The following is a 10,949-nucleotide window of genomic DNA, read 5'->3' on the forward strand; positions in this document are numbered from 1 at the left end:
TCATTCATCACCCCCATCGCTGGTGTTCTTACTCCCAGGGGACCGGGGTTCCCATCCACGGTAGGCCTTCAGGTGCTTATCGAACTCCATCACGCAGCGTGTGGCCCATTTGCCCTGGGTCTCGCGCTCCTCCACGGGTAACCCCGACTGGTCGGTTGACCACCCGATGGACACAGGCTCTGGGATCTCGCAGGTCAGGAACATCCGTTCCGCCTTCTTGCTCGCCGCGATATCGCCCAGCTTCATGACCTTCACGCGTACCGGGTTGTCCGGGCGCATGTGCTCGCTGAAGCGAATCACCGTCGGCGTCCACTGTTCTCGCTTGAACGGGTACCGCTCGCCCGTTCGGGTGCACCACTTGAGGTACGCGTCATAGGCCTGCGCCACGCTGCAGGTCTGGTATGGCAGGTCCAGCTCGCCTTCCGCCCATTCCAGCCAGAATTGCTCAGGGCTCTTGCGGTTGATGGTGATCAGCGCGGTCTTGGCATCGGTGACCGGTGCCGGGCTGTAGGGGTCGAAGTCGTCGAGTGGATAGTTCAACAGGTAGTGGTAGAAGGCCGCTGTGCCGCCGTTGCTGCGCCAGTCCCCCAGGCGCTTGTAGAAGTGAAAGTCCTTCGCCTTCGGCGTGTAGACCACCAGGTAACGTCGGTCGCTGTTGTCGAGTGCCAGCGGCTGCAGCTCGTTTGAGAGGAACACGATGTTGATGTGGTTCGCTTCCTCACGCCTGGGCAGGTTCTTCGGGTTGATCTGCACCGTCGGTGAGGTGATCAGGGCCTTGAGGCGGTTTTTGTTGTGCACCAGCTCCGCGCGGCTGGAAACCTCATCACCCACCACGAACAGCTTGCAGGACCGCCAGTCGTTGAACTTGTCTTCCAGCTCATCCTGGCCCACCAGAGCACCGTATTTCCCATAGATCGCGACCACGGTGTCAAACAGGAAGTTCTTACCCGCGCCCTCGTCGCCGTGCATGATCACGCTGGTGCGCAGCTTCGCGCCGGGGTTCTGCAGCGGATACGCCAGCCAGCACAGCAGCCAGTGCATGACGTTGTCGCACACCTGATCGTCCTCGCTGGCGCGGCTGGTGAGGTAGCGCATCAGCTCAAGCATGGGCTGCACGTTCCCCTCCACTGGCTCCATGGCCAGCCCGTCATAGAGGTTGACGCAGCGTTCGGCGTCGCACTTCTCGGTTGGGTCGAAGACCACGTCTTGCGGCAGCACGGTGCGCCGGCGCTCGCTGCCCTTCCAAAGCCGCACCATCTCCGAGCCATGGGCGTGGCCCATGTTCGCGATCTTCATAATCATCCGCTGGCCACCGTCCCACACCGTGTCGGTGCCATAGATCAGGGCGAAGTTTTCGGCCAGGTGGTTGAACTTGCCCCAGTCGATGGTCTTTTCTGCTTTCTTGCCCGGCTTCGCGGCCTTGTCGGCCGCTTGATCCGCGCTGGGGCTCTTACCCCCATCCCCCGATGGTTGCGCATCGGCGCTTTCTGGGGGGTGGGGGGGGATGGCCGAGTTTGTGCCTTGCTCGTCCTGTGATGACCAGCCCTCTTCCACCGCACGCTTCAAAGCCTGCCGCTCTGCGAGAGAGACAACGTTATCGAGCGACGCTGAAGCGTCGAGAGCTGACGACGGCGAAGGCGATGCCGCACTTGCGGCATCGAGCGCCTGCGGCGCCTGTTCGCCGCTGGTCTCGGCCGGCGTGGTGGGCTCGGGTGGCGTCGGCTCAGCCATAGACCTTCCCCATCGCTTCAATCACACCGCGCAGCTGGCGACGCACCGCGTCAATGCCCTGGCGCTGGCGCAGATCATCGAAGTCGGTGTCCTTGTCTTGGCGCAGCGTGGCGTCGAACACCGGCCACACCAGGTCGCAGCCGGATACCTCGCGAGCCACCTTGCGCGCCACGTTTCGCCCGGGGTTGCTCAGGCGGCCAGTGCGGCGGTCCTTGGTTCTCCAATCGTCGTCTGCGCAGATCAGCAGCCGCTTGTGCGGATACAGGTCGCGCACCAGCGGCACCACGTGCGCCAGGTTGCCCGCGTCCCAGGCCACGAAGACCGGGTACTGCAGGTCAACACCCAGGCGGGTGGAAAGGCCGGTGGCGTAGCCCTCGCACACCAGCAGCAGCGGGGTGTCGTCGGTCACGTCGCCCAGGCGCAAGGCACAGCCCGGTTTCTCGAACCCCTTCAGGTAGACCTTGCCACCGTCCGGCCGGATGAACTGCAGGGCACGCAGCGCCTGGTCGCGCGGGTAGTCGTATCGAATGAGCGGCAGCACCAGCGTGCCATCGGGCAGGCGCACCATCGTGTCATCTTCCCCGGGCTCACCAGGCCAGCGCAGCGTCATGGGTTGCGCCAGGTACTTGCAGCTTTCACCCTGCAGGCCTTTACGCTCCAGGTAGGGGGAATGCCCGGCGGCCACTGCCTTGCGCCAGAGGTCTTGCGCACTCGATCGCGCCAGCTCGATCTCCTCCAGCCTGCGAGCCCGGGCCGCGTCAATCTGCGCCTGGCGCTGTGCCCGCTGGTGCTCGCGCTCCGCTTCGCTCAGCGGTGCCCAGTCCACCTCGATCTTCTGGAACGCGCCGCCATGGCGGTACGTGCCAAAGCTGCCCACCAGGTAGGTGCGGTTGTCGCGGGTGAATTCATACACCCGGTACCAGTCTTTCCCGCCTTTGCCGCACGTGACCCGCTTGGCAAGGCGCTTGGGGAAGCCATCGTCTTTCGTCTGCAGCTCAATGCCAAAGGCCGCCAGCTGGCCCAGCACCTGGTGGTGGTTCTCCCACTGCGACATCAGGCCTGCGACCCCGTGAGGATGCGCCGAAAGGCCGCGTTTTCTTCCCGCAGCTTGCGGTTCTCCCGCTCCAGCTCGTTCTCCAGCTTGCGCATGGCAGTGAGGTCGTAATGCCGGCGGTGGACCATCCACAGCAAGGGTGCATCGTTGCCGCAGTGGTCCATCACCGCTTCCAGCTTGGGCCAGTTCACCCCTTCCTGGCCGCTTTGCCAGCGGGAGAACTGCGCCTTGTCCAGCTTCAGCGCGCCCTGAACCTGCTTGGGCTCGAACCCGGCCACTTCCAGGCACAGGTCCAGCGCAGCGCCCAGCGTGGGCTTGCGGATCACCTCGGCTGGTGAGACTTCAACGGGCAGTGCAACCTGGTGCATTTCGGTGCCTCTCAAATTTGTTGAGTGGTGTTGAGAGGCTCAGATGCGCAAAAATTTTTCCCATGAGCACACAACACCGAAAAGAAAAACCCGCCACCGGCCCGTGCCACGCGCAGGGTGGTCAAGGAGGAGGTTCGAACGCAGCACAGGCCAGCCAGGGAGGGCCTGGCCAGCGTGGTGGCGGGGGAAAAAACAAGCCCGGCCAGGCGGGCAAGAATGGGCGTGCACATAACCATCACAGCGCTTCCGCAACTGGCTCCACAAAGGCCGGCCCGCTCGAAGGCGCGCGGGGCGGTGTCACGTGCACGGTCGGTTCGGGTTCGTCTGGCGGGCTGGAAAGCCGCGCCATCAATCCAGTGAAGGCCGTGGCTGCACGCTCTGGGTCGCAGAACACGCAGCGCAACAGAACCCGGCCCGAAGAGCGGTCAATTTCAAGCACTACGCGCCCTCCTGAAGGGCGGGCTCCCCGAATCGAAAGACAATGCGGCTTCCACTTCACACCACCTCTCGAAAGGGGCACCCATGGCTTCCATCACGCTGCTGGTCGGCTACATGACCAAGAAAGGCCCGGTCTTCATCGGCCAGTCTCTCGACGGACGTTTTCACCCTATGTGGAAAAACGAAAGCCTGGGCAGCTATCACAGCGTGATCGCTGCGATCGACGATGTGGCCGGCGGTCATACTTTTTCGCCCTCAGATGGCACCGACATGGATTCACTGGAAATCAGCGGCGACCCGGGCGACTGGGTGCCGGCAAAAGAACTGCTGTAGTCGTCAAGGCAGGCACGCAGGAACCGGACCGACTCTTCATTCAGCGCCAGGCGCACCACCTGCCCATCGGGCAGATCGAACGCCAAGCCCATGCGAAGGCGGCAGGGGCAAACGGGCGTCACAGCCCTGACCAATGCATCGGTGTAGACCGTTGGCAACATTCAGGCTACCTCGTGTTCAGTGGTTTGTTCGGCGAGGGTTGCGCCAACAGGCGTCGGCTGCGGAGCTTCCGTCTTCTGCACCTCGGCCAAAAGGGCGAGCAACTTTTCGCCCACGCTGTACCTGGGCTCAGGTGCGCGCCCATCCGCCAGCCGGCAAACGGTGGACTGATCGACGCCCACATGCGACGCGATCTGCTGCTGACTCCGCCCAGATTTCTGGATAAGCCCGACGACTTCCGACCATTTAATGCTCTTGTGCATACCCCCATGATAATGCACAAATGCATCACTCGACAAGCCGGCTGCGCACAATGCACGAATGCATGAAAAGATGCGCGCCAATCTACAAACTCTCATGAGCGAAGCCCAGATCAGCGAGCGGAAGCTCGCCACGGCCTGTGGCTTCAATCAGTCCAGCCTGAACCGATTCATGGCAGGCTTAACAAATTCGATGAGCCTTGACCACGTCATGGCGATGGCCAACTACTTTGACCTCACCGTCTCCCAGCTCATCGGCGAGACGGGCTTCACAGAGGATCGCAAGATCCGCTCTGTGTTGATCGCCATGGAGCACATGCCAGAGTACAAAAAAGACGCGCTGGTAGCGGCAAGCACTTCGCTCGTTGAATCAACGCCCAAAATCGCCTCCGGCAGCGGCGAACAACAGTAACTTCATGGGTCTGTAGCACCCGCCAGGGAGGGAGTCAAACGATGGCCATCGTCTGTCCAAAATGCAACCACGAACGCCAGCCTACAGAAAGCGGACCGGACCACAGCTGCCCAGCCTGCGGCATCGTTTACGCAAAGTTCGACCCTGAAACACACCAGCGCAATCAAGCCCTCTACGAGAAAACCAGGGCGCGGAACCACGCCATGGCCACCGGCGACTGGTCAGCCATTCCAAAGGAAGAGATACCAGCCGACGTGCACAGAAAGCTCACCGCACAGCTGATACTCACAACGACACACACCGTGCCAGGCCGGGAGATTGGCAAGGTGATCGACGTGATCTCTGCTGAGTGCGCCTATGGCATGAACATCTTTCGAGACGTGTTCGCCGGCATCACAGACCTTACTGGTGGCCGCAGCGGAGGCACTCAAAACGTGCTCAGAGACGCAAAGAACGCCGTGATGACCCAGCTCAAAATGGAAGCCTATGCCATCGGCGCCCAAGCAGTGATAGGGGTGGACCTCGACTACAGCGAGATCTCCGGCGGCGGAAAATCCATGCTTTTCGTCGTTGCAACAGGGACCGCCGTCACCCTGGTCTAAGGCCTGCGCACATCGAAACCGCCACAGTACGGTTTTTTTTGCGTTAACTGATGCAGAAATGCATTGACATGTGTAATGCACTGTTGCATCATCACCTCCACGCCCACCGCGGGCGAATGGAGGTCAGATGGCACACCGCAAGCAAACCACCCCCACGGTCAGCAAGACCGTGCAGCGCCTGCTGGCGCAGATTCACGTCGAGGCCGAGGCCCGCACGCTGGAAGCGCTGAGCGCCAAAGACGGCATCGTCACCCTGCAACCGATGGAAATCGGAACGCGCAGCTACGGCGACAGCGACTACATCTCATCCAAAGACGCGAGCGGTGCCAGGATCTCAATCTGGCGCGATCGCAGCGAAACCCCTTGGCACTGGCACGGCATCGAAATTCTGATTGATGGCCGTGGTCGCGAATGGGCTCGAACCCTTGAAGCCCATGTCATTGACGACTTCGGCAACCTCGTGCCAGTCACAGGCGGTGCAGTATGAACGGCACCAACATCGCCCTGGCCATCGCTTTGGTCGTGATCATTCTGGGTGGCAGCGCGCTCGAAGAATACGCACCCAGCGCCCACCAGCAAGCCCAGGCCGCAGCTGACCACCTGGCAGACGCCCAGGCAGATGCCCGGCACAGCGACCGGGTGCAGCGCACCGCACAGCGCGTGTGCATCGCCGCCATGGGGCCAACCAGCCGCGTGAGCTGGACGCCAGAGAACGAACTTCTCTGCCTGCCCGGCGACCGTTCGCAAGGGGGCGCACTGTGAACGCCCAGCCCACCACCATTCCGCTGGACGGCCGCCCAAAGGCCGCAGAGGGCAACGACAGCGTCGTGCGCATCCTTCGCCTGCTCGACGGCCAAGCCAAGGCCATGGCGCTTGAGTCCACCCCCTTCCGCTCGGTATCGCGGCCCACCTTCGTGCGCTTGCCCCAAAAGGGTCGCCATGGCACAGCACGTCGCAGTCAGTGACGCCCACCGCCAGTACGCCTGGGAGCGTATCCGCCAGCCCAGCTGGCCAGACACGCTCGCAGCCACGCTGGAAGACCCTGTGCGCGCCAAGCTGGTGGAAGGCCTGGCCACACAGCGTGCCCACGCTGAAAGCCGCGTGATGAGCCACCAGCCCGCAGCGCCCGCACCAGCGCAGCTGGCACCACACGCCAGCCCTGCACCGTCCCCATGGCTTCGACGCCAAGCCGACCGGCCCTCGACCCCTGTTCCCCAAGGTTGCATCGATCGCAAGCGCGCCGCCGCTGGCGACTTCGACAGCGACTGACCTTCGCCCTTCCCCCGTTCCATCACCTTGCCGAAAGGAAGCCCGTGCTTCACACCATGCCCATTGCGCACCCCGAGGTGCGTTTTCCCGTGCTCCAGCTGCCCAAGCTGGAGATCTGCTTTCGCTGCGGCCATCGCCTGTGGCTGCGCCAGGTCAACACCGACCCGCTGGTGCGCGAGATTGAGCACGACGGTGGCCAGCTCACCACCGTGGACCTGCGCCGCCTGCTGCCCGATCTGAGCAGTGAGGTCGACAAGGCCGCGCCCATCGACCGTGCCGCCGTGATCTTCTTCAACGTGCGCCTGCACTTCCGCACGCGCGAGGCGTTTCTGGACGCCCTCGCTGCGCACTGATCCACCCCCCCCACTCGCTCAAAAAAACGACCATGAAAACCGAAATCACAAACCCCCAGCACGCGGACCACGCTGCGCACTGTGGCAACTTCCTGATGAACCTTTGCCACGAAGCCAGCCATTCCGCTGGCTGGTGGACCCACCTGCCCACCGATACCGACCTGGTCGCGCTCATCAACAGCCCGCTGAACCCGATGGAAGAGCTGCTGGCCAGAGCCCTGGTGGCGCAGAAGCTGTGCCTGACACACAGCGAGGTCAGCGAGGCCATGGAGGGGCACCGCAAGGGCCTCATGGACGACAAGCTGCCGCACCGCCAGATGATCGAGGTGGAACTGGCTGACGCGGTGATCCGAATCGCGGATCTTGCGGGCGCGCTGCGCCTGGACCTTGGCGGCGCGATCGCTGAGAAGCTGGCCTTCAACACCAAGCGTCCAGACCACAAGCCCGCAGCGCGCATGGCGTCTGGCGGCAAGGCCTACTGACCATGCGAGGCGCAATCAACCCCGTAACGCTCGACGTGCTGCGCCACCTGCAGGTGCACGGCCCGCAGACCGCCAAGCAGATCAAGGCCGCGTTCAAGTCGCTGCCAGCCAGCACGCTCAACAACCTGCTGCACCTGGGCCACGCTGCCCGCAACAACGAAACCACCGAGACCCGCTTGGTCATCACCGCCAAGGGGATGAACAAGCTGGCCGGCCGCGCCAGCTCCAACGGCAAGACCACCCTGCAGCGCCTGGACGCGGCCCGCAGTGCCAACGACTACCAGGGCACCGAGCTGAAGCAAAACCCAGGCATCAGAAACGATCGTTTCGCAGCCTTCGCCCTGCCCAGCCGCATTGGCTCAAAACTGCACTGGCCAGACGGCCGCGTGACCCCCATCGACCAAAACCCCGGCCTCAACCCTCAATCGCCATGACCACTGAAACCACCACCATCACCATCGACGACGTCGACGCGCTTGTCGGCTCCCAAGTGCAGATCAATCACGACTGCACTGACCTGATGACCGAGAACCCCCACATGTGGGCCGGCAAGTACGGCACGCTCAAGGGCACCACGCCGTTCGGCGGCGTGACCGTTGCCGTGGGCAAGCGCGAGAAGATTTTCGACCTCAAGCAGATCCGCGTTGTATCCGGCCCCACCGATGCAGGCGAAGCCCAGCCACACGCACCAGGCGACGCGCCAGACGCTGCAGACACCCCAGCGGTGCGCCTGGTCAACGTGCCACCGCTGCAGGCGATCAACAGCTTGACCAACCCCCGCCGCCGCCGTGGCCTTGATGTGGACAGCCTGCGCACCCTTGCAGACAGCATCATTGCCCACGGCTTGGGCAACCCCATCCTCGTGCGGCCGGTGCCCCCCAGCCGCCTGGAAGAAACCAGCGGCATGGACCCCCGCCCAGCCTTCGAGGTGATTGCAGGCGAGCGCCGCTGGCGCGCTGCCCAGATGGCCGAACTGCAAACCATGCCCATGGTGGTGCGCCACATGGATGACCAGGCCGTGCTGGAAATGCAGCTGGTGGAGAACATCGAGCGCGAAGACCTCGACCCGATGGAAGAGGCTGAAGGCTTCGCCCTGCTGCGCGAGAAGCTGGGCTACACCGTGGAACAGATCGCGGAAAAGATGGGCCGGGGCCGTGGCACCAGCTACGTGCACAAGCGCATGAAGCTGCTGGACCTCACCCCAGAGAGCCGCGAGGCCATGTACGAAGGCACGCTGCAGCTCAGCACCGGGCTATTGGTGTCTCGCCTTTCACCGAAAGACCAGGTGGCCGCCGTCAAGCTCATCAAGAGCATGGCCCGGAAGCTGCCGAACGGCCAGTCCGAACCGGCGCCATTCCGCGAAGTGGTGCGGTCCATGTTCAACAAGTTCAACCTGCTGCTGGGGCAGGCACCCTTTGCCATCGACGATCCCGGCCTGGTGATGACTGCAGGCCCATGCACCACCTGCCCCAAGCGCACTGGCGCCAACCCTGACCTGTTCGGCGATGCCGACCAGAACGCAGAAAACCAATGCACCGACAGCAGCTGCTGGGCCGACAAGAAAACCGCCCACGTGGCCCGCGCCGTGGCAGACGCCCAGGCACGCGGCCTCACCGTGATGGACGAGGCCGAAGCCGCCAAGCTGCTGCCCTACCCGCACAGCAGCGCCACCTACCTGCCCGGATACGAAAAGATCACCAACACGGCCTACACCGTGCCAGGGGCAGACGGTGGCGAACTGGACGTCACCTTTGAAGATGCCATGCGCGCCAAGGGCCGCAAGGCGCCCAAGCCCATCGTGGTGGTGCACCCACACACCGGCAAGGTGTTCGAAGTGATCCCGCAAGAAGTCGCCAACAACCTCGTGCCGCCAGAACCTGACGGGCAGCCTGAAGGCAAAAAGGGAGCCCGCCCACTGGTGGAAACCGCCCCCATGCCAGAAGAGCACCGAGCGCTGCGGGACCAGCATGTGCGTCGCGCCCTGTTCGTGCGTCTGTTCGACAGCGTGCGCGCCCGCCCGCGCACCGTAGACGATCTGCGCCTGGCGGCCATCACCGTCATGTGCCAGGCAGACGACGCACATCCCCACACCGAAGAATTCATGGGCTGGGTGGAAGCACGCGACGCTGACGACGCCGAAGCCTACCTGCGCGAGAAGATCGAATCGCTCGACGCCGACCAGCTCGGGCAGCTCATCACCATGGCCGCGATGGAAGAGGCGATCGACTTCTACAACGGGCACATCCAGTCGCACGAACAGGAAGCCCAGTTCTTCCAGGCCCAGGGCATCGACATTCTGGCCGTGCGCGACAAGGTGCAAGAGGATCTGCAGCGCCAGAACAGCCAGCCCACAAGGGAAGCCACCGACGACGAGGAAGGCATGCAGGACGGTATTGAAGATGAAGACCAGGGGGCCGAAGCGTGATCACTCTCAGCATCCGCCAGCCCTGGGCTTGGTGCATCGTCAACGGCCACAAGCCGGTGGAGAACCGCGACTGGTCCACCGAGTTTCGCGGCCGCATCCTCATCCACGCCGGCAAGACCATGCCCAGGCGCTACTACGAAGAGGTGAGCGAGCAGCTCATCGGGCAAGGCCTGCTCACCCACCTGCCCGCCTTCGAAGAGCTGGAGCGCGGCGGCGTGGTTGGCGTCACCACCATCACCGACTGCGTCACCTCGCACCCGTCGCCGTGGTTCACAGGCCCGTTCGGGTTCGTGTGCCAGGACAGCAAGCCGCTGCCCTTCTTTCCAGTGAACGGGCAACTGAAGTACTTCGACGTGAAGGGGGTCACACCATGACAGACCAGGTCACCCACCTGCGCGGTCAATGCCTGGTGCTCGCCGGGCTACTCGAAAACGCGGTGAAGGTGGTGCAAACCATCGAGCCCGAGAACAGCGACAAGGAAGAGCAGATCCAGGCGTTCATCGATCGGAGCACCAGCGCTGTTCAGACCGTGCTGAGAGAGCACGCAATGCAACCCAGTCACCACCTGTTTAACCCAACCACTTCAACCAGGAGCAACTCATGAAAACCCAAATCACCATCGCCGAACTCCCAGCCATCGGCGAAACGCTCGAAGGCGGCATCTTCGCAGGCCTCACCACCAAGCCAGACGGCACCCACTGCGCTGCCGTTCTGCTGCCAGCACAGGGCACAGACCTGAACTGGAAAGCCGCCAAGGCGTGGGCAGCAAAGCAAGACGGTGAGCTACCCAGCCGCCCGGTGGCCGCCCTGCTGTTCGCCAACCTCAAGGAACAACTGCGCCCCAGCTGGCACTGGACCGCAGATGAAGACGGCGCCTCCTTCGCCTGGCGTTGCTACTTCGACTACGGCCTCCAGCTCAGCAACCACAAGAGCTACGAGGGCTCGGCTGTTGCCGTCCGCTTGATTCACCTCACCGCTTGATCCTTCAATCCTTTTTCCCTCAGAGCCCAAATGACCACCATCACGCTTGAAACCATCCAACAAAAGCAGGCCGAACTGGCCG

The 10,949-nt window shown here is 63.2% G+C and carries 19 protein-coding genes; 14 read left to right on the forward strand and 5 right to left on the reverse strand.

Translation table 11 applies throughout. The annotated features are described in order from the left end of the window. From Q7V46_RS05335 to Q7V46_RS05350, 4 genes are all read right to left on the reverse strand, one after another. The gene (locus tag Q7V46_RS05335) at window positions 1–1,731 is read right to left on the reverse strand and encodes a primase-helicase family protein (protein WP_304912478.1); all 1,731 of its coding nucleotides are present in this window, start codon (window positions 1,729–1,731) and stop codon (window positions 1–3) included. After that, window positions 1,724–2,785, reverse strand: coding sequence for a toprim domain-containing protein (locus tag Q7V46_RS05340; protein WP_304912479.1), 1,062 nt, complete (start codon window positions 2,783–2,785; stop codon window positions 1,724–1,726). Before Q7V46_RS05340 ends, Q7V46_RS05335 begins: the two co-directional genes overlap by 8 nt. Next, a complete protein-coding gene (locus Q7V46_RS05345) occupies window positions 2,785–3,153 on the reverse strand; it encodes a hypothetical protein (RefSeq protein WP_304912480.1) in 369 nt (122 codons plus the stop codon). Before Q7V46_RS05345 ends, Q7V46_RS05340 begins: the two co-directional genes overlap by 1 nt. A 235-nt stretch (window positions 3,154–3,388) precedes the next feature. Beyond that, window positions 3,389–3,592 carry a hypothetical protein gene (locus Q7V46_RS05350; protein WP_304912481.1) on the reverse strand — a complete coding sequence of 68 codons (204 nt, stop codon included), beginning with the start codon at window positions 3,590–3,592 and terminating at the stop codon, window positions 3,389–3,391. 83 nt (window positions 3,593–3,675) lie between these two features. Here Q7V46_RS05350 and Q7V46_RS05355 point away from each other — a divergent pair, with 83 nt between their 5' ends. Beyond that, window positions 3,676–3,924 carry a hypothetical protein gene (locus Q7V46_RS05355; protein ID WP_304912482.1) on the forward strand — a complete coding sequence of 83 codons (249 nt, stop codon included), beginning with the start codon at window positions 3,676–3,678 and terminating at the stop codon, window positions 3,922–3,924. Window positions 3,925–4,085: 161 nt separating this feature from the next. Here Q7V46_RS05355 and Q7V46_RS05360 read toward each other — a convergent pair whose 3' ends face one another. After that, a complete protein-coding gene (locus tag Q7V46_RS05360; protein WP_304912483.1) occupies window positions 4,086–4,346 on the reverse strand; it encodes a helix-turn-helix domain-containing protein in 261 nt (86 codons plus the stop codon). Between the two features lie 58 nt (window positions 4,347–4,404). Here Q7V46_RS05360 and Q7V46_RS05365 point away from each other — a divergent pair, with 58 nt between their 5' ends. The 13 genes from Q7V46_RS05365 (at window position 4,405) to Q7V46_RS05425 (ending at window position 10,867) form a co-directional block, all read left to right on the forward strand. Beyond that, window positions 4,405–4,755, forward strand: coding sequence for a helix-turn-helix transcriptional regulator (locus tag Q7V46_RS05365; protein WP_304912484.1), 351 nt, complete (start codon window positions 4,405–4,407; stop codon window positions 4,753–4,755). Window positions 4,756–4,958: 203 nt separating this feature from the next. Continuing rightward, a complete protein-coding gene (locus Q7V46_RS05370; RefSeq protein ID WP_304912485.1) occupies window positions 4,959–5,357 on the forward strand; it encodes a YbjQ family protein in 399 nt (132 codons plus the stop codon). A gap of 127 nt (window positions 5,358–5,484) precedes the next feature. After that, a complete protein-coding gene (locus tag Q7V46_RS05375) occupies window positions 5,485–5,844 on the forward strand; it encodes a hypothetical protein (protein ID WP_304912486.1) in 360 nt (119 codons plus the stop codon). Then, window positions 5,841–6,119 carry a hypothetical protein gene (locus tag Q7V46_RS05380; RefSeq protein ID WP_304912487.1) on the forward strand — a complete coding sequence of 93 codons (279 nt, stop codon included), beginning with the start codon at window positions 5,841–5,843 and terminating at the stop codon, window positions 6,117–6,119. Before Q7V46_RS05375 ends, Q7V46_RS05380 begins: the two co-directional genes overlap by 4 nt. After that, a complete protein-coding gene (locus Q7V46_RS05385) occupies window positions 6,116–6,322 on the forward strand; it encodes a hypothetical protein (RefSeq protein WP_304912488.1) in 207 nt (68 codons plus the stop codon). Before Q7V46_RS05380 ends, Q7V46_RS05385 begins: the two co-directional genes overlap by 4 nt. Further along, window positions 6,297–6,626, forward strand: coding sequence for a hypothetical protein (locus tag Q7V46_RS05390; RefSeq protein WP_304912489.1), 330 nt, complete (start codon window positions 6,297–6,299; stop codon window positions 6,624–6,626). Before Q7V46_RS05385 ends, Q7V46_RS05390 begins: the two co-directional genes overlap by 26 nt. Window positions 6,627–6,682: 56 nt before the next feature. Then, complete coding sequence (locus tag Q7V46_RS05395) at window positions 6,683–6,979, forward strand: hypothetical protein (protein ID WP_304912490.1); 297 nt, start codon at window positions 6,683–6,685, stop codon at window positions 6,977–6,979. Window positions 6,980–7,011: 32 nt separating this feature from the next. Next, entirely contained in the window at window positions 7,012–7,461 is a 450-nt protein-coding gene (locus tag Q7V46_RS05400) for a hypothetical protein (RefSeq protein ID WP_304912491.1), read from the forward strand. Between the two features lie 2 nt (window positions 7,462–7,463). Then, window positions 7,464–7,895: a hypothetical protein gene (locus tag Q7V46_RS05405; protein WP_304912492.1), complete on the forward strand. Its 432-nt coding sequence runs from the start codon at window positions 7,464–7,466 to the stop codon at window positions 7,893–7,895. Next, window positions 7,892–9,886, forward strand: coding sequence for a ParB/RepB/Spo0J family partition protein (locus Q7V46_RS05410; protein WP_304912493.1), 1,995 nt, complete (start codon window positions 7,892–7,894; stop codon window positions 9,884–9,886). Before Q7V46_RS05405 ends, Q7V46_RS05410 begins: the two co-directional genes overlap by 4 nt. Beyond that, complete coding sequence (locus Q7V46_RS05415) at window positions 9,883–10,260, forward strand: ASCH domain-containing protein (RefSeq protein WP_304912494.1); 378 nt, start codon at window positions 9,883–9,885, stop codon at window positions 10,258–10,260. The genes Q7V46_RS05410 and Q7V46_RS05415 overlap by 4 nt, the downstream gene beginning before the upstream one ends. Next, complete coding sequence (locus Q7V46_RS05420) at window positions 10,257–10,490, forward strand: hypothetical protein (RefSeq protein ID WP_304912495.1); 234 nt, start codon at window positions 10,257–10,259, stop codon at window positions 10,488–10,490. Before Q7V46_RS05415 ends, Q7V46_RS05420 begins: the two co-directional genes overlap by 4 nt. After that, the gene (locus Q7V46_RS05425) at window positions 10,487–10,867 is read left to right on the forward strand and encodes a DUF1566 domain-containing protein (protein ID WP_304912496.1); all 381 of its coding nucleotides are present in this window, start codon (window positions 10,487–10,489) and stop codon (window positions 10,865–10,867) included. Before Q7V46_RS05420 ends, Q7V46_RS05425 begins: the two co-directional genes overlap by 4 nt. Window positions 10,868–10,949 lie beyond the last annotated feature (82 nt).

The sequence above is a fragment of the Hydrogenophaga sp. genome, from assembly GCF_030651625.1.
Taxonomy (GTDB): Bacteria; Pseudomonadota; Gammaproteobacteria; order Burkholderiales; family Burkholderiaceae_C; genus Hydrogenophaga.